General features: G+C 42.2%; 17 protein-coding genes. 3 read left to right on the top strand and 14 right to left on the bottom strand.

The genetic code is table 11. From position 1 onward, the window contains the following. On the bottom strand, nt 1–231 hold the full coding sequence (locus tag LPB220_RS03270) for a DUF1797 family protein (RefSeq protein ID WP_003005989.1): 231 nt from the start codon (nt 229–231) through the stop codon (nt 1–3). 247 nt (nt 232–478) lie between these two features. Here LPB220_RS03270 and LPB220_RS03265 point away from each other — a divergent pair, with 247 nt between their 5' ends. From LPB220_RS03265 to LPB220_RS03250, 3 genes are all read left to right on the top strand, one after another. Beyond that, nucleotides 479–2,737 carry an ATP-dependent Clp protease ATP-binding subunit gene (locus LPB220_RS03265; protein WP_049498371.1) on the top strand — a complete coding sequence of 753 codons (2,259 nt, stop codon included), beginning with the start codon at nt 479–481 and terminating at the stop codon, nt 2,735–2,737. Nucleotides 2,738–3,001: 264 nt separating this feature from the next. Then, nucleotides 3,002–3,451 carry an NUDIX hydrolase gene (locus LPB220_RS03255; RefSeq protein ID WP_049474218.1) on the top strand — a complete coding sequence of 150 codons (450 nt, stop codon included), beginning with the start codon at nt 3,002–3,004 and terminating at the stop codon, nt 3,449–3,451. Between the two features lie 67 nt (nt 3,452–3,518). Continuing rightward, nucleotides 3,519–3,821 carry a DUF1827 family protein gene (locus tag LPB220_RS03250; protein WP_003012157.1) on the top strand — a complete coding sequence of 101 codons (303 nt, stop codon included), beginning with the start codon at nt 3,519–3,521 and terminating at the stop codon, nt 3,819–3,821. Nucleotides 3,822–3,923: 102 nt separating this feature from the next. On the opposite strand, the gene ileS is transcribed toward LPB220_RS03250, so the two are convergent. The 13 genes from ileS to typA all read right to left on the bottom strand — a co-directional run bounded on the left by ileS (nt 3,924) and on the right by typA (nt 18,842). Continuing rightward, on the bottom strand, nt 3,924–6,716 hold the full coding sequence (ileS, locus tag LPB220_RS03245) for an isoleucine--tRNA ligase (RefSeq protein ID WP_150905506.1): 2,793 nt from the start codon (nt 6,714–6,716) through the stop codon (nt 3,924–3,926). Between the two features lie 253 nt (nt 6,717–6,969). Continuing rightward, nucleotides 6,970–7,797 (bottom strand): DivIVA domain-containing protein, encoded by an 828-nt coding sequence (locus LPB220_RS03240; protein WP_021152770.1) that lies wholly within the window; start codon nt 7,795–7,797, stop codon nt 6,970–6,972. A 9-nt stretch (nt 7,798–7,806) separates the two neighbouring features. Beyond that, nucleotides 7,807–8,598 carry an RNA-binding protein gene (locus LPB220_RS03235; RefSeq protein WP_150905504.1) on the bottom strand — a complete coding sequence of 264 codons (792 nt, stop codon included), beginning with the start codon at nt 8,596–8,598 and terminating at the stop codon, nt 7,807–7,809. A gap of 6 nt (nt 8,599–8,604) precedes the next feature. Continuing rightward, entirely contained in the window at nt 8,605–8,868 is a 264-nt protein-coding gene (locus tag LPB220_RS03230) for a YggT family protein (RefSeq protein WP_070505285.1), read from the bottom strand. Nucleotide 8,869: 1 nt separating this feature from the next. Beyond that, the gene (locus LPB220_RS03225; RefSeq protein ID WP_003005962.1) at nt 8,870–9,499 is read right to left on the bottom strand and encodes a cell division protein SepF; all 630 of its coding nucleotides are present in this window, start codon (nt 9,497–9,499) and stop codon (nt 8,870–8,872) included. A gap of 9 nt (nt 9,500–9,508) precedes the next feature. Beyond that, complete coding sequence (locus tag LPB220_RS03220) at nt 9,509–10,177, bottom strand: YggS family pyridoxal phosphate-dependent enzyme (protein WP_150905502.1); 669 nt, start codon at nt 10,175–10,177, stop codon at nt 9,509–9,511. A 2-nt stretch (nt 10,178–10,179) separates the two neighbouring features. After that, nucleotides 10,180–11,445, bottom strand: a complete 1,266-nt coding sequence (gene ftsZ / locus LPB220_RS03215) for a cell division protein FtsZ (RefSeq protein WP_003005955.1) — start codon at nt 11,443–11,445, stop codon at nt 10,180–10,182. Nucleotides 11,446–11,460: 15 nt separating this feature from the next. Continuing rightward, nucleotides 11,461–12,849, bottom strand: a complete 1,389-nt coding sequence (gene ftsA, locus LPB220_RS03210; RefSeq protein WP_150905500.1) for a cell division protein FtsA — start codon at nt 12,847–12,849, stop codon at nt 11,461–11,463. Between the two features lie 142 nt (nt 12,850–12,991). Beyond that, nucleotides 12,992–14,215, bottom strand: a complete 1,224-nt coding sequence (locus LPB220_RS03205) for a cell division protein FtsQ/DivIB (protein ID WP_150905498.1) — start codon at nt 14,213–14,215, stop codon at nt 12,992–12,994. After that, a complete protein-coding gene (locus LPB220_RS03200) occupies nt 14,199–15,281 on the bottom strand; it encodes a UDP-N-acetylglucosamine--N-acetylmuramyl-(pentapeptide) pyrophosphoryl-undecaprenol N-acetylglucosamine transferase (protein WP_150905496.1) in 1,083 nt (360 codons plus the stop codon). Before LPB220_RS03200 ends, LPB220_RS03205 begins: the two co-directional genes overlap by 17 nt. Nucleotide 15,282: 1 nt before the next feature. Further along, nucleotides 15,283–16,632 carry a UDP-N-acetylmuramoyl-L-alanine--D-glutamate ligase gene (murD, locus tag LPB220_RS03195; protein WP_150905494.1) on the bottom strand — a complete coding sequence of 450 codons (1,350 nt, stop codon included), beginning with the start codon at nt 16,630–16,632 and terminating at the stop codon, nt 15,283–15,285. A gap of 90 nt (nt 16,633–16,722) precedes the next feature. Next, nucleotides 16,723–16,971, bottom strand: coding sequence for a DUF3165 family protein (locus LPB220_RS03190; protein ID WP_004219693.1), 249 nt, complete (start codon nt 16,969–16,971; stop codon nt 16,723–16,725). Between the two features lie 23 nt (nt 16,972–16,994). Further along, complete coding sequence (typA, locus tag LPB220_RS03185) at nt 16,995–18,842, bottom strand: translational GTPase TypA (protein ID WP_003017941.1); 1,848 nt, start codon at nt 18,840–18,842, stop codon at nt 16,995–16,997. Between the last annotated feature and the right edge of the window lie 27 nt (nt 18,843–18,869).

Below are 18,869 nucleotides of genomic sequence, written 5' to 3'. Positions count from 1 at the left end.
TTAGTAAAGCAATTCATAAATTTCCATTGCAATTAAATCAATGCTATCAAATGTATAGGTTTCACGCGCTTCAACATCACGAAGTGTAAAGGTTGAACCTTCTTCTTCATTGTGGTTGTAGGCTACTTCAGCGACAACAACACCGTCACGTTCAAAATTACGTTTCAAGTTTCCACCGTCTTTTGTCATTGTCTCCAAACGGTTGATAATCCGTACTAAATGTGATTCCATTTTATTTCTCCTCTTTACTTTCTACTCTCCTATTTTATCATAAAAGAGAAAGCTCTTCCAATAAAAATTCACATTTTTCCATTGATTTGCTCTTTCTTCAATCCTTAGCGACATTCCGTAGCAAATTCTTGCAAACTTCTAGAATACTGATATAATGAAACTATAAATCTTTGACTATTTTTGACCTTTTGAAAATAGGCTCGTCTCTTGATGGAAAACCATCAAAAACCTACTGTGAGGTATGTATATGCTTTGTCAAAATTGTAAAATAAATGAATCAACCATCCATTTATATACAAATGTAAATGGACGTCAGCAGCAAGTAGACCTCTGTCAAAATTGCTATAAAATTATGAAAACAGACCCAAATAACAGCTTCTTGAAAGGCATGACCCAACGGAGCCAACTCACTGGAGATCCTTTTGAAGATTTCTTCAATAACCTTGGAAACTTCCAAAGTCCGCAAGAACCTCAAACCCCTCCAACTCAATCCGGAGGCAGTTATGGAGGTGGCGGCTACGGCCAAAACAATAACCGTGGTGGCGGTCAAGACCCTCGTCAAGCACGCCCTCAGAAGCCAAAAGGACTGTTAGAAGAGTTCGGTATCAATGTCACAGAAATTGCCCGCAAAGGGGATATTGACCCTGTCATTGGCCGTGACGAGGAGATTATCCGTGTCATCGAAATTCTCAACCGTCGAACCAAGAACAATCCGGTTCTGATTGGAGAGCCTGGGGTCGGAAAAACTGCTGTTGTGGAAGGCCTGGCTCAAAAAATCGTCGATGGCGACGTTCCTCATAAATTGCAAGGAAAAGAAGTCATCCGCCTAGATGTCGTGAGCCTCGTTCAGGGCACAGGCATTCGTGGTCAATTCGAAGAACGCATGCAAAAATTAATGGATGAAATTCGTCAACGCGAAGATGTTATTCTGTTCATCGACGAAATCCATGAAATTGTTGGCGCAGGATCAGCTGGTGAGGGCAATATGGATGCTGGAAATATCCTTAAACCAGCCTTAGCGCGCGGAGAACTCCAATTAGTTGGGGCTACTACCCTCAATGAATACCGTATCATTGAAAAAGATGCGGCCTTGGAACGTCGGATGCAGCCCGTTAAGGTCGATGAACCAACGGTTGAAGAAACCATCACCATCCTCAAGGGCATCCAGAAAAAATACGAAGACTACCACCACGTCCACTATACAGACGGGGCCATCGAAGCGGCAGCTATTCTTTCAAACCGCTACATCCAAGATCGCTTCCTGCCAGACAAGGCCATTGATTTGTTGGATGAAGCGGGGTCTAAGATGAACCTGACCCTAAACTTTGTGGATCCAAAAGTGATCGACCAGCGCTTGATTGAAGCAGAAAACCTCAAAGCCCAAGCGACGCGCGAAGAAGATTTTGAAAAAGCAGCCTACTTCCGCGACCAAATCGCGAAATACAAGGAAATGCAGGGTCAACATGTCACCGATCAGGAAACTCCTGTCATCAGTGAAAAAACGATTGAACACATCGTTGAACAAAAGACCAATATTCCTGTTGGTGATTTGAAAGAAAAAGAACAGTCTCAATTGATCAATCTGGCTTCTGATTTGAAAGCTCATGTGATCGGTCAAGATGATGCAGTAGATAAAATCGCGAAAGCCATTCGACGCAATCGTGTCGGCTTAGGATCGCCTAACCGTCCAATCGGAAGCTTCCTCTTTGTCGGACCAACTGGTGTCGGAAAGACCGAGTTGTCTAAACAATTAGCGATCGAGCTCTTTGGCTCTGCAGACAATATGATCCGCTTTGATATGAGCGAATACATGGAAAAACATAGCGTAGCGAAACTAGTCGGAGCTCCTCCGGGCTATGTTGGCTACGATGAAGCCGGACAACTAACTGAAAAGGTCCGTCGCAATCCATACTCCCTCGTGTTGTTGGATGAAGTGGAAAAGGCCCATCCAGATGTCATGCACATGTTCTTGCAAGTCTTGGATGATGGCCGTTTGACAGATGGTCAAGGTCGTACCGTCAGCTTTAAAGATACCATTATCATCATGACCTCTAATGCTGGAACCGGCAAAGCTGAGGCCAATGTTGGTTTTGGAGCTGCTCGCGAAGGTCGAACCAACTCTGTACTGGGAGAACTCGGTAACTTCTTTAGCCCTGAATTCATGAACCGCTTTGATGGCATCATTGAATTCCAACCTCTATCAAAAGAAAACCTTCTCCAAATCGTTACCCTCATGCTGGATGAAGTCAATCAACGTCTCGCACAAAATGAGATTCATCTGGATGTGACAGAGAAGGTCAAAGAAAAATTGGTCGATCTGGGATACGATCCAAAAATGGGGGCCCGCCCACTCCGTCGTACCATCCAAGACCATATCGAAGATGCCATTACCGATTATTACCTGGAACATCCAAGTGAGAAACAACTCAAAGCAGTCATGACCAGCAATGGGAATATTAGTATCAAAGCTGTTCACAAGACGGCTGAAAAGAAGTCAGAAGCATAATCAGTAAATGTACATTCAGAGAGTGGGACAGAAATCGGTAATTCGTTAGAATTCGATTTCGTCGTCCCACCTCCGCACAGTTGAGTAGGGCTGTAAAAGCTGATGAAATCAGCGTAGTAGAGCCCACTCAACCACTGCGTCTTGCTCGACAATCCAAAAATAATTGAGAGGCTAGGACTTTTGTCCCATCCTCTTTCTTTTTTCCCTCCAGATTTTTGCTAAAAAATATGATATAATGATGAAAAAATAAGAAAAGAGAAAACCATGACCATTCCAAGTTTTGGTGAAAAAAAACAAGATGTGACCTACGTCAATCGCTATGGTGTCTACGCCGTTATTCCCAATAAGGACAAGGATCAGATCATCCTCGTTCAAGCTCCTAATGGAGCCTGGTTCTTGCCCGGCGGAGAAATCGAGGCGGGTGAAGATCACTTGCAAGCTCTGAAACGGGAACTAATCGAAGAATTAGGCTTTACCGCTATTTTAGGGCAATACTATGGCCAAGCAGACGAGTATTTTTATTCTAGCCACCGGGATACCTACTACTACAATCCTGCCTATATTTATGAAGTGGTAGACTACACAGAAACTCAAAAACCACTGGAAGATTTTAACAATCTCTCTTGGTTCCCAGTAGAGGAAGCGATTGAAAAACTGAAACGAGGCAGCCATAAATGGGGCATTGAACAGTGGAAAATTGCCCATAAAAACTAAAGGACTTCTTTCACAAAATAAAAAAAAGTGCTATAATAAATGAAGATAGAGGTCAGGAGGAACTCATATGAAGCTCATTAATACCACCAATAGTCATGCTGCACTGGTCAAGAGCCAACTTGCCAGCACTGACGCCTTGCTTGTCGAGGTTTATTCCGCGGGCAATACTGATGTTGTTTTTACACAAGCCCCAACCCACTATGAATTATTGATCAGTAACAAACACCGTGCTATTCGTGAAACTGAAGTAGAAAAAATTCGTGAGTTCTTTTTAAAACGTAAGATTGATCTTCAAATCATTGACCAATCCGCTATTAAAACCCTCTACTCCGATAAACTAATTGAAATTTCCTTTCCAATTACAAAGTAAGGCCAATTTGCCTTGCTTTTTTTATTTCCTTAATGGATGAACCTCTATACCATTTTAGCCATTAAAAAAGAAGTTCCTTTATGGAACTTCTTTTAATGGCTTTTATTTAGCTTCAAATCCTTCTGCGACTGCGTCCGCAAAGTTCTCTTCGACGATGCTTGCACAGTGATCACAGATGGTTGCATGGTAGTGACGTTCAGCCGTTGTTGGATCGATGCGACGGCAACGGTCACAAACTTCACCAGCTGCACGTTCAACTGTGAAGGCTACATCTTCAAAGGTCACTGCACCTTCTGGAGCTGAGCCTTCTGCGATGGTCAATTCAGAAACAATCAAGAGTTGAGCAACATTGCTATCAACAGCTCCAAGAAGTGTTTTCACAACTTCATTTGGATAAACAGTCAAGTGAGCTTCAAGTGATTTACCAATCACTTTTTCATTCCGCGCTTCTTCCAAGGCTTTTTGCGCTTGACCACGGAAGTCCATGAAGGCTGACCAAGTATCCAAGATTTCTTCCTGGTTGGCAAACGTTTCTGCTTCTGGCAATTCTGACAATTGAACGAAGTCTTCTGCTTCAAACTCAAGATAGGACCAGATTTCTTCAGCAGTGTGAGGAAGAATTGGCGTCAAGAGTTTCGTGATTTTCACAAGGATATCATAGAAGACTGTTTGCATTTGACGGCGTTCGAGGGATTTAGCTCCTTCGATGTAAACAACATCCTTGGCAAAATCCAGGTAGAAGGCTGACAAGTCAACGTTGATAAAGTTAACAAGCGCCTTGTAGATCGTTAAGAACTCAAAGTTTTCATAAGCATCACGGATGGTCTTAACAAGCTGGTTAAAGCGAATCGTCATGTACTTGTCAACTGAACGAAGCTCGTCGTAAGCAACTGTATCCTCAGCAGGGTTAAAGTCAGAAGTGTTCGCGATCAAGAAACGAAGAGTATTCCGGATCTTACGGTAAGTCTCAGACACTTGGCTCAAGATATCCATAGAGATACGCACGTCGTTGCTTGAATCTACACTGGTTACCCAGAGACGCAAGATTTCAGCACCAAATTGCTTTTCAACATCACTTGGAGCAATGGTATTTCCAAGAGATTTAGACATTTTCTCACCTTTCCCATCCAAAGCGAAACCTTGAGACAAGATTTGTTTGTATGGTGCGACACCATGGTTCGCCACAGATGTGATGAGTGATGAGTTGAACCAACCACGGTATTGGTCTGAACCTTCAAGGTAAAGATCAGCTGGGTATTTGAGTTCTGGACGATTAACCACAACCCCATTCCATGATGAACCTGAGTCAAACCAGACGTCCATGATATCTGTTTCTTTTGTAAATTCGCCATTCGGTGAACCAGGATGCGTAAATCCTTCTGGCAAGAGGTCTTTCGCTTCACGTTGCCACCAGATGATGGAACCGTGCTCTTCAAAGAGTTGCGCTACATATTCGATGGTTTCAGCCGTCATGATTGGTGTTCCATCTTCTGCATAGAAGATTGGAAGAGGCACACCCCAGGCACGTTGACGAGAGATGACCCAGTCACCACGGTCACGAATCATGTTATAAAGACGCACTTTCCCCCATTCTGAGTGGAACTTCACTTTTTCAATTTCATCCAAGATATCTTGACGGAATTTTGATACAGAAGCGAACCACTGTGGCACGGCACGCCAGATGATTGGTTTTTTCGTCCGCCAGTCAAATGGGTAGGAGTGAGAGATTTCTTCTTGAGCAAGGAGCAAATCGCCAAGTTTTTCGATAACTGTTGGAACAACCTTGTCATAGAACTGACCAGCAAAGTCAGGGCCAGCATTTTCCATCATGATTCCGCGTTCGTTAACAGTAACAGCAACTTCGAGGCCATTGGCAATCCCTACATTGTAGTCATCCTCACCAAAACCAGGAGCGGTATGGACGATACCAGTACCTGAATCAAGGGTTACATGCTCACCAAGGATCACCAATTCATCCACTTCAGGATCCCATGGGTGTTCTGTAACGATATGGTTCAATTCTTTTCCTTGGTAAGTCGCAAGGACTTCAGCATTTTCCCAACCGAATTTTTCAGAAAGGCTTGGCAAAAGCTCAGATGCTACGACATACTTGCGGTCAGATCCAGTAGGTTTCACTACGACATAATCAAACTCTGCACCTACCGTCAATCCACGAGAAGCTGTAACCGTAAATGGAGTTGTTGTCCAGACAACGATGTAGGTATCTGTATCTAGGACACCCTTACCATCTTTAACTTTGTTCGCATAGTAAAGAGACGTTGAAACCAAATCATGGTATTCAATCTCTGCTTCAGCGAGGGCTGATTCAGAAGACCAAGACCAGTAAACTGGCTTAGCCCCACGGTAGATATAGCCTTTATTGGCTATTTCACCAAAGACACGGATTTGTGCTGCTTCATAGTCAGGCGTCAAGGTTACATAAGGGTGATCCCAATCACCTGAAACACCCAAACGTTTGAAGTCTTCGCGTTGTTTATCTACTTGAGAAAGAGCGTATTCACGGCAGAGTTTCAAGTACTCAACCAAGTCCATTTCTTTACGTTTGACACCTTGTTTAGCCAAGACTTGCTCAATTGGTAGACCATGGGTATCCCAACCTGGAATATAAGGGGCGTAAAAGCCTGACATAGACTTAGAACGAACAATGATATCTTTTGAGATCTTGTTCATGGCATGCCCTACGTGAATATTTCCGTTGGCATAGGGAGGGCCATCATGAAGGGTAAAATGCGGTTTTCCTTCATTCAACTCTTGACGGCGTTGATACAATTTTGCATCTTCCCATTCTTTTTGCCAAACTGGTTCCTTCGTTGGAAGCCCAGCCCGCATTGGAAAAGCTGTTTTCCCAAGATTCAATGTTTCTTTGAGTTTCATTATGTCTCCTTATTGATTTAAAAGCTATAAAAAAAACACGAGCATCCTAAAAAGGACGATTGCTCGTGGTACCACCTTTGTTCGAGAAGTCGCAAGCGACCTTCTCCTCTCATCCCGTAACGAGGGAAACGTCCGTTCTTACTCAAGGGTTCAGAACGAATACTGTAAAAGGATCATCCATTAAGAGGGAGTGCAGATCTTCCACCATCATCTGCTCGCTAGACCTATCATTAATGGACCTGTTTTTACAAAATTATAAAATATTGACAGATTCACGATTTGCATCATCTTCTGGTTGAACAGTTTCTTCAACCTCAACGACTTCCTCATTTTCATGACGAGCGTGCTCTGCTTCTTCTAAAGCGGATTGAACTTTTTCATTCAAACCTTCAAACGCTTGTGTTGCACCCAATTCTAAATTAGCAGCTTCGATGCGTTTTTGCAATTCTTCGATTTCAGCTGGAGAGAATTGACGAGTCAAATCAATGTTATCATCTTCTGCATGATGATGGTGAACTGATTCACCCAAAGCTTTCTCCACAATTTCACGGAAAGCTTCATCACTTGTTTGAATGTACATAGCTGTTGGACGAAGAATTTCATCCCATTCAGGTGTATCGATAATGCTCAATTGGCTTTCGATGGTTGATTTCAAACGTTGATGGAAGACGCGTGTCTTGTTCTTCAATTCCTCTGTTTCAACGGCAACCTTCTTGGCATTATCCGTTGCATGACGAAGGATTTCATTTGCTTTTTGTTTTGCTTCATCTACTAAGTGCTGTGCATCTTGTTCAGCTTGACGAACAATATTTTCAGAACGTTCGTTAGCGGCTTGTTTGACACGTTCCGCAGTATCTTGTGCAATCAAAACAGATTGACTCAATGAATCTTTCATTTCATCAAAATAGTTTAAGCGTTCTTCAAGAGCTTGAATTTTTGCTTCTTGATCATGATTTAAACGAACAAGATCTTCATAATCGCGAACAACGATATCTAGAAATTCTTCTACTTCGTTCGCATCATACCCTCTAAATTTAACGCCAAAAGTTTTATCTTTAATTTCTAAAGCAGTAAGAGCCATAACTCCTCCTCATTTTTTACTTAAGAGTACTTCAACAGTTATTTTATATTTTCCACTCTTTGAAATACCATTTTCAGAAACAATTTTAAGACGCCCAAAGCGTCGGACACTGACTAAATCATTCAGACCTACAGCATAGCTAACATTGGAAGTAGTCGCATAGTTAACTTTCACTAAACCAGAACTAATCAACTGACTAGCTTGTGAGCGTGAAAGCTTGAAGGTCCCAGCAATCACCTTATCTAACCGATAACTCGACACGAGAATATCTCGCTGCTGGCTTTCTTCCTCTACGATCATTTGTTCAGAGAGAGGAACTTCCCTCAGCTTAACAGGTACCCGAGAAATTTTCTGGATGTGATCCATAAAATAGTGAACAAAACGCCGTTCAACAAATACTTGGATCTTTCCATCACTCGTCAGAATATCTCCAAAGGACTTGCGCTCCACACCTAATTGGTGAACAATGGTCCCCAGTACCTGGGAATGGGTCAAGTGATGAAATTTTGAAGCATAGACCATTTCCAATAAGGCCAGATCAAAGTCACTTGGATCTAATTGGTAATAATCCGGAGCAACAATAACCTTGGCATACTCCATTTTCTGCTCATCACTGGAAGCAAAGACCTGTAATTGGTAGCTTGCCGCGACATTTCGTAAAATAGTGACCTGATGAGGGTTTAAAAAACCCGTCACCTCAACAGAATAGCGTTCCACCACTCTTTCAGACAATTCAATACAGCGATCAATGAATTCGTGATCTTCGCGATTGAAATGTTGGTAAATCTCTGTCTGTCCCATCGTATTCTATCCAATCAAAAATAGGAACAAGCGGGCTAATAACTGATTCATCAAGTTCAAGACCAAAAGTGCTACTAGAACTGTAAAATCCAAGCCCCCAAACTGTAATGGTAACTTTCTAAAAAGGCTCAAAAATGGTTCAACTAGGCGGTGAACCATTTGTCCAAGAGTACTTTGAGGTGCCCCAGGGAACCAAGATAGTAAGGCATAGATGACAAGAATGATGGAATAGATTTGAATGATATTTGATAAGTATTGAAAGATAATCATCTTAACGATTACGTTTCATATCATAGTCAAATTCTGTCACTTCCACATCATTTGGAAGGCGGATATCTTCAATGTTAACGACTACATTAATTGGAGTCAACAAGTACATGGTACTTGCAACACGACGAAGATTTCCTGCTAAAACATAACGAGCCCCATCCAAATAATCTAAACAACGACGTGCTTGTACTTCAGTCATATATTGGAAGTCAATCAAAATACTCTCATTAGATAGTAATAGATCAACAATTTCAGTCGCTTCCTCGTATTTGCGGGGATAGCGTACATCAATGGTAATCTTTTCATCTGTATTCGCACGATTAGCAGCCAATTCACGTTGACGTTCATGCAAGCGAGTAATATTTTCAGATGTATTTTTCGTTGTTGAAACAGGTTCCTTCACTGCCGCTGTAGACACTGGAGTCGTAACAGGTGCGACAGGAGTCGGTTTTGGTTTTACTGGTTCTCTTTGACTAATCTGTGGACGTGGAGAAGTCACTTGAGGAGTCGGCTGTGGCTGTGGAACTGGTTGTGTTTCCGCCCCAGCTGCTTTTGCCTCGCGAACTTCTACTTCTTCACCGTCTTCTGTGAAGTAGTCAATAAAGTTGTTAAATTTATCTTTTAATGACATAGTTCTTTCCTATTTAAAAAATGATGTCCCAATTCTAACATAAGTCGCTCCGTTCGCAATGGCTACTTCAAAGTCACGACTCATACCCATACTTAGTTCTGAAAAAGGCATATTTTTTAATTGTTTCTTTTCTAGTTGTTTCTGAAGTTGGTGAGTTTTTGAAAAAATATCCTGCAACTCTTCTTGACTAGCCTCAAAAGGAGCCATCGTCATTAAACCAACAATTTCAATTTTGTCCAGCTGTGCGATTTCCGCTAAAACATCATCCAGTTCATCGGGTGCAAATCCATGCTTACTTTCTTCACCAGAAATGTTCACTTGGAGGAAACACTTGATCGAGCGTTCTGCTCGCTTTTGAATTTCTTGAGCCAGCTTCACCGAATCCAAGGCATGAAAGTAATCGACGAGATTAATCACGTCTTTTACTTTCCGCCGTTGGAGGCTCCCAATCAAGTGCCAAGTGAGGTCATACTCTTTTAGAGCTTGATACTTTTCTAGGAATTTATCGACACGATTTTCACCGATATGTTGGATACCTGTTTTCACCAGTGCTTCTGTTGTGGCAACATCCACATACTTGGTGACAGCTATCACATTAACTTGATCTCGACGGTTAGCTTTGTTTCTTGCTGTTTCTACTTGTTGCCGAACAAGATCAGCATTCTCTACCAGATTCATGATTAACGATTCCGGAAGAATGGTGGTGTTTCCAATTCATCATCATCTGAAGATGAATCTACGTAACGATCAACTTGATGTGTTGATGTTGGTTCAGTTTGGCGAACGATATTCTCACGACGAATATCCCAATCACCAAAGGCTGAGCCACGGTTTGGTTCTACCGCTGGACGACTTGGAGTTGTTGGCAATTCAACATCTTGTTTCAAATCAAATTCACGGTCAAATGGTGCAGCTTGTGGGCGTTGTTCACGTGGTCCTGTTTTATAAGGACGTTGTGAGGAAGCAATTCCGCTAACGCGTTCTACCTTGTCTTGACGGACACCAGTTGCAACAACCGTCACGCGGATTTCATCTTTAAGAGATTCATCAATAGATGTACCCAACCAGATGTTCACTCCGTGACCTGCAGCTTGGTTTACAATTTCTGAAGCTTCTTCAGCTTCGATCAATGTCATATCCAAACCACCTGTTACGTTGACGATCACGTCTTCTGCACCATCAATTGTAGTTTCAAGAAGTGGAGAGTAAATGGCTTTACGAGCCGCTTCGATAACACGTTCTTCACCGCTACCAACACCAATACCCATGAGGGCATTCCCTTTGTTTTCCATAACAGTCTTCACGTCTGCAAAGTCAAGGTTGATCAATCCAGGACTTGTGATCAAGTCAGTGATCCCTTGAACACCTTGACGAAGAACGTTATCTGCTTCACTCAAAGCTTCAAGAAGCGGTGTCTTCTTGTCTACAATTTCAAGCAAGTTGTTATTAGAAATAATCAACAATGTATCTACATGTTCGCGAAGTTCGTTGATCCCTTCAATAGCGAAGTTGCCACGTTTTGAACCTTCAAACCCGAATGGACGAGTGACAACTGCTACTGTCAAAGCACCTACAGCTTTAGCAATACGAGCGATGACTGGTGCAGCACCTGTACCAGATCCTCCACCCATCCCTGCAGTGATGAAGACCATGTCTGCACCTTGCAAAGCTTCTGTTAACACTTCTTCGCTTTCTTCAGCTGCCTTACGACCAACTTCAGGTTGACCTCCAGCACCCAATCCACGAGTCAATTTTGGACCCAATTGGATAACTGTTTCAGCCTTAGCACTTGAAAGTGCTTGAACATCTGTATTAGCTGCGATGAATTCTACTCCGGCAACGCCTTCGTCAATCATACGATTGATGGCGTTACCGCCACCGCCACCGACACCGATTACTTTAATTACTGCACCTTGTGCCGCTGCTGTGTCAAATGAAAATGTCATAAATACTTACACTCCTTAATCAAACATATTACCGATCAAATTTTTCATTCGGTCTGTGAATGTAGTTTTTGGTTCTTGTTTGCTATCATTGCTTGCTGCTGGAATTTCTTGAGCATCCACTGGAGATTCAATCTTCTCAGCATTGTATGCAGGTACTACCGGTTGTGCTGGAGTAGCAGGTTGTGGTTGTACTTGTGGTTGCACTGGACGATCAAATTGAATCGGTTGTTGACGCAAGACTTCGTCTCCATGAACTGCAGCTTGAGCAATAATATCCACATCTGTCAAATTGCCTGCATATTCAGACAAGCTAATTACATGGGCAAAAGCTGGATTGCGAATTCCAATTTGATTTGGAACAAACAATTTCACATTTACACCAAAGACTTCTTGAGCCAATTCTTCAACACCAGGAAGGATCGCACCTCCACCGATAATCACAATACCACCAGGAAGATCCAACAAATGTCTTCTCTCAAGGTCTTGTTTGATTTGCTCAAAGATGTGTTTGATACGTGCTGAAATGATTTCAGCTAAATACTTCTCAGTCACTTCAACTGGCTCTACTTCACCGATGACTTCTACATGGAAGACTTCGTTTCCAGCAGATGGCACATAGGCTTCACCATAATTGAACTTCAAGCCTTCTGCCAATTTTTGAGAAGTTTTCAATACTTTAGAAATATCTTTGGTAACATAATCGCCACCTTCTTGATAGATATTTGTAAATTGAAGTTCTTGGCTACGAACAGATGCCACCGTTGTTTGGCCACCACCCATATCGATCACCGTTGCTCCGAATTCACGTTCGCCTTCATTCAAGACTGTTTTGATCATCGCAAGCGGTGAAATGATGATGTTTTCAACTTGTAAGCCTGCACGTTCAACGGTTTTACGCAAATTGTGCAAGATTGTACGAGGTCCTGTATAAAGAAGGCCACGCATTTCAAGTCGGATCCCCATCATTCCGCGTGGATCGCGAATTCCTTGGAAACCATCAACTGTGAATTCCTCAGGAATGAAGGTGATTACTTCACGATCCGGTGTCATACTTTTTGTGAGTGCAGATTTGACAACATTTTCAACATCTGCATCTGTGATTTCTTTCGAATCACTTGTGACTGGAATCATTCCTTGAGTTGCTTCGATTTGTAGTAAGTTTGCAGGCAACCCAACATTGACTAGATTGATTGAAATCCCTGCTTTTTCTTCAGCTTGGCTGATTGCATTTTTAATTGCATTTGAAGCAGCTTCGATATCTACTATAATTCCATCTTTGACGCCAGCACTTTTTGCATTGCTGACTCCAATTACATTCATTTCTCCATTGACATGTTCTGCCACCAATACTTTTATTGAACTAGTACCGATATCTAAACCTGTAAAAAAGCCGTCTCTAGCCATTACACCAGTCCTCTCTCTTTATTTGTTTTCACTTTACATCTATTTATAGCCCTTTTAGTTGGAACTATCCAAACTTCATTATATCACAAAGAAGCCTAAAATGGACATTTTTTCTTCAATTATTTGAGATAATTTATGGGCTTTACTCATTTCCAGAAGAATTCTCTCCTTCTGGATTCTGTTCTTGATTCTGTTCGTGGCTTGCTTCCTCAGAATGTTCTTCTTGCTTTTCTGTACTTTCAGCCTTTTCTTTTTCAGCTTGCTCTTTGGCATCTGCGATGGATTGTTCACTATAGCTGAATACTCCAGCCTCCATATCAATGGTGGAATCATCGTCTAATTGCTTACTAATGGCCTTATAATAAGGAAGCTTGCGGGTAATTTGGGAAACAGGCACCAAGATTTTATTATCGTTTTTCATGGTGATGGTCACCAGATCCTTGGTGACCTTGCTCGGTGTCAGATCAACCGAAACAATTTTATCCGTAATGGAAGAAGAAATAGACTTCATTTCTTGGACAAATTGTCTAACCAATTCTCGATCTGAGAATTTTAAGCTAATATAGGAGGACGGCAATTCCGAAGCTGGAGTTACTGTCTCCACTACTTCTCCATTTTCCAATACTGGATAGTGGTCTTCTCCCGTCACATAATAGGCAACCACTTTGTGTTCCACGACATTGACTTTAAAGGTCACCGGGAATTGATAATGCATGTGAACCTCTTTGATCCATGGACTAGCCGTTTTCATGTTTTGTTCATAGACCGATTTATGAAGGAAGGTCGTCAGAGTATAATCTTCTTCTTTGATGCGACTTTTTTCATACAAGAGTTGCTGATCAACCGCTTTGTTCCCTGAAAATTCAATCACTTTCTGTGTGGACAAGGGACTTAAAAAATAGATTGAGAGAAGGGCGACAATCGAGCTGATTCCGATAACCGGAAGGGCACGATAGATATGGCGTTTTGCCACTGTCGGTTCCTTCTTTGGCTTTTTCGTCTTTAAGCCTTTAAAGAATGAAGGCTTTTTCTCTTGCTTCTCTGAAGGATCTAGCTCCTCTACAGCCGGATCATCCTCTTCTCCTTCTGAACTTTCTCCATCCGCATCTGGATCCTCTTCGGCCTCAAATTCATCTTCTTCTTCGGACTCTTTTCGTTCGTCAGATTCTTCCTCTGAGACGGAAGCTGTTTCTTTTTCTGAAAGGTCTTCGTCTTCTTGTGCTTCTTCTCTTTCAGTTTCCTCTTTTTCAGCTTCTTCCGCTTTTTCAAGCGCTTTTTTTTCTAAATATTCTTTGTTTCTTTTTTGCCAGGCTGACAATTCTGTAATTTTGTCATCCGTTGGCGTTTTTTTATTGTCGTCCGTCATCTTTTCCCTTACTGATATCTTTTTGAAGCAGGCCATAAAAATCGTCTAGTGAAAGGAGTTCTGTCGATTTTTCCATTGCTTGGTGGTAGACTTGGCTTTGCTTCAACATTTCTTGAATGGTTTCATTGAAGGTTTCGAGCGTCAATTGATCTTCCTGCAATTGCTCTGCATAACCTTTATCCACAAAATATTGGGCATTTTCAATCTGATCGCCACGGCTGGCTTCTTTTCCTAGCGGTACAATCAAATGGAGTTTGTTCATAGCTAAGAGCTCAAATAAGGTATTGGCTCCACCCCTAGTCACCACTAAATCAGCCTTTTGGAGCATTGGTAAATACTGATCGGTTACATAATCCACTCGATACAAGCCACCCTCAGCCTGATTCAATGTTGAATCACCCGTCAAATTGATGATATTGTAGTGCTGCAAGAGCTCTGCTTTGTGCTCTGTCACAAATTCATTAAAGACACGCGCACCGGCTGATCCTCCGACAAAGAGAAGGGTCGGCAAGTCTTTTCGGAAACCTTTTGTTTTTTCTTCTAAAACTTCTGAAGTTGGCGGAATATGATCTGTGACCTTGGTTACCGCACCGATATGCTCACTCTTTGTCAAACCATGTGCTTGCTCAAAAGTCGTGTACATCTTGGTAGCAAATTTATAAGCAATTTTATTGGCCAATCCCATAGAAAGATCGGACTCATGGATATAGACAGGAACACGCGTGAGTCGGGCTGCGATCACTGGTGGCACAGAAACAAATCCTCCTTTTGAGAAGAGAACTTGTGGGCGCACACGAAGCAGGATTGCAATGGACTGGAGCGTCCCCCAAGCCACCTTGAACACATCCATCATATTTTGGAAAGAGAAATAGCGGCGCAATTTCCCCGTTGCAATTGAATGGAAGCGCACGTCTAAGCCAGACTTTTTGATCTCTTGGTATTCGATTCCTTTTTTGTCTCCAATATAATGGACTTCCCATCCATCTTCGATAAATTTTGGAATCAAGAGGAGATTAAGGGTCACATGTCCCACGGTTCCCCCACCAGTAAACATTATTTTTTTCATCTTATTTCAACCCTTTTACTGTAGCAAGGAATTCATCCCCACGCACTTCAAAATTCGGATACATATCCCAGCTGGCATTGGCAGGACTTAGTAGGACAACATCTCCGGGGCTAGCCAAGTCGAAGGCTTTCTTTGTAGCATCCGCTACATCTGCAGCATCAACATAAGAGACGCCAGCTTTATCTGCTGCGCGTTTCACTCGAGGAGCTGATTCCCCTAGAATCACCATTTCCTTTAGACCAGCAATGTGAGGTACCAATTCATCAAATTCATTGCCACGATCGAGCCCTCCTGCAATCAAGATCACCTTGTTGTTATCAAAACCAGAAAGGGCTTTTTGTGTTGCTAAAATATTGGTCGATTTACTATCATTATAGAATTTGACACCTTGAATCTCATCCACATATTGAAGGCGGTGTTTCACTCCTCCAAAGGCCGATAAGGTTTCTTTAATGACCTCATTCTCGACTCCTCGGACTTTTGCAACCGCAATCGTTGCCAAGGCATTTTCTACATTGTGGCTACCTGGAACACCCAGTTCATCTGCACGCATAACAACTTCTCCCTTAAACTTGAGAAGTCCATCTTCCAAATAAGCCCCATCCACTTTTTCGACCGTTGAAAATGGAAGGACCCTTGCCTTGGTTTTTGTAGCGAGTTCCTTGGCCAAGTCTTGGTTGAAGTTCAAGACAATGACATCTTTTTCTGTCATATTCTTTTGAAGATTCCATTTAGCAGCTACATAATTTTCAAAAGAACCATGATAGTCGATATGGGTCGGCATGAGGTTGGTAATCACTGCAATCTCTGGATGGAAGGCTTCAATTCCCATCAATTGGAAAGAAGACAATTCCATGACCAGAACATCCTTTGCTGTTGCTGTTTGTGCAACTTGGCTAGCTGGAAAACCGATATTTCCAGACAATAGACCACCTTGACCAGCAGCAGTTAAGACTTCCCCGATCATGGTTGTTGTCGTCGTTTTTCCGTTTGATCCTGTAATCCCAATAATTGGCGCATCCGAAATCAGATAGGCCAATTCTACTTCAGTGAGGACTGGAATACCCTTTTCAAGCGCTTTTTCGACCATTGGGTTAGAATAAGGGATTCCTGGATTTTTGACCATGACTGCAAAGTCTTCATCCAACAATTCCAAAGGGTGACCTCCTGTCACAACTTTAATCCCTTCTTCCAGTAAACTTTGTGCTGCTGGATTTTCTTCAAAAGGTTTGCCATCATTGACGGTCACAATCGCTCCTAAGCGATCCAACAAACGAGCAGCTGACTCGCCTGACTTTGCCAAACCTAATACAAGAACCTTTTTATTTTCAAATTGTTTCACAAATTTCATGATTTCTTCGCTCCATTTTTATCACTCTCTATTTTACCTTTTTTTAACAAAATTAAAAAGCCCAAAGGGCTTTAAAAATCACGTCAGCATTTATTTTTTCTGTTTGGTCGTCATTTTGGAAATATCCACCAAAGCCAGGTAGCCAACAAAGGCGAGAAAGGCACCGACAAAAAACTCAGACGGTAGTTGGAATATCTGAAAAATGGCGAGACAAGTCAGTACGATAATGGAGACGATCAAGACCACCATTGTGACACTGTTCAAGGTACCACGAATACTTTTTGGGGTCATAAAAAGGTAAAAAAGGAGAATCAAAATCCCTAAGATAAAATAGACCATTTTGTTTCTCCTTTCTTTCCGTATTATTCAGCAGCTGCTGATTTTTTCTTTTTATTTGCTTTTTCGCGTTCTGCTTTGTTCAAGATTTGTTTCCGCAAGCGGATAGATTCCGGTGTTACTTCCATGTACTCATCGTCGTTCAAGAACTCAAGAGATTCTTCCAAGGTCAAGATACGAGGAGTCTTGATAACCGCTGTTTGGTCCTTAGTAGCTGAACGAACGTTGGTCATTTGTTTTGCTTTCGTAATGTTTACGGTCAAGTCGTTCTCACGAGAGTTTTCCCCGATGATCATTCCTTCGTAAACTTCTGTACCTGGATTGACAAAGATCGTACCACGTTCTTCGATAGACATGATAGAGTAAGTGGTTGCTTTTCCGTTATCGATTGAAACAAGCGCACCACGGTGACGTCCACCGATTTCTCCTGGAATCACTGGCAAGTATTGATCAAAGGTGTGGTTCATGATTCCGTAACCACGTGTCATTGACAAGAACTCTGTTGAGTATCCAATCAAACCACGCGCTGGAACAAGGAAGACCAAACGAGTTTGACCGTTACCAGTTGAGATCATATCCAACATTTCACCTTTACGTTCAGAAAGGCTTTGGATAACAGATCCTTGGTATTCTTCTGGTGTGTCGATTTGTACGCGCTCAAATGGTTCACATTTGACACCATCAATTTCCTTGATGATAACTTCTGGACGAGATACTTGCAATTCGTATCCTTCACGACGCATGGTTTCGATCAAGATAGACAAGTGCAATTCCCCACGTCCTGAAACGGTCCATTTATCAGGTGAATCAGTTGGGTCAACACGAAGAGAGACGTCTGTTTGCAATTCCGCTTGCAAGCGTTCTTCAACTTTACGAGAGGTCACCCATTTCCCTTCACGACCAGCAAATGGTGAGTTGTTGACCAAGAAGGTCATTTGAAGGGTTGGTTCATCGATGTGAAGGATTGGAAGAGCTTCAACTGCGTCTGTCGGTGTGATCGTTTCTCCAACGAAGATATCTTCCATACCAGAGATAGCAATCAAGTCACCCGCTTTAGCTTCTTGAATTTCACGACGTTCCAAACCAAAGAAACCAAAGAGTTTGGTAACACGGAAGTTTTTAGTTGTTCCATCCAATTTAGAAAGGGTTACTTGGTCCCCAACTTTTACAGTACCACGGAAGACACGTCCGATACCGATCCGTCCAACGAAGTCGTTGTAATCAAGCAGGGATACTTGGAATTGAAGGGGCTCATCTGAGTTATCAACTGGAGCTGGGATGTGATCAATGATGGTATCAAAGATTGGCGCCATTGTGTGCTCTTGATCAGCTGGATCATCTGAAAGTGATGATGTTCCGTTGATCGCTGATGCATAAACAACTGGGAATTCCAATTGGTCATCATCCGCACCTAATTCGATGAACAATTCAAGAACTTCATCTACAACTTCTTCTGGACGAGCAGATGGTTTATCGATTTTGTTGACTACAACGATTGGAACAAGGTCTTGTTCCAAGGCTTTTTTCAATACGAAACGCGTCTGAGGCATGGTTCCTTCGTAGGCATCGACGACCAATACAACCCCATCAACCATTTTCATGATCCGTTCCACTTCTCCACCGAAGTCCGCGTGTCCTGGTGTGTCCATGATATTGATTCGAGTTCCGTTATAAGCAACGGCTGTATTTTTAGCAAGGATCGTGATCCCACGTTCTTTTTCAAGATCGTTTGAGTCCATTGCACGTTCTTGCAATTCTTTACGTTCATCCAAGGTGTGCGATTGTTTCAACAATTCGTCTACCAAGGTTGTTTTACCATGGTCAACGTGGGCAATGATCGCAACGTTACGAATATCTTCTCTTAATTTTGTCATGATTTCCTCTATAAAATTTTAAATAAT

Origin of the sequence: Streptococcus sp. LPB0220, assembly GCF_008727815.1 — a bacterium.
In the GTDB taxonomy this organism is placed as follows: domain Bacteria; phylum Bacillota; class Bacilli; order Lactobacillales; family Streptococcaceae; genus Streptococcus.
This window is presented reverse-complemented; position numbering and strand designations above follow the sequence as displayed.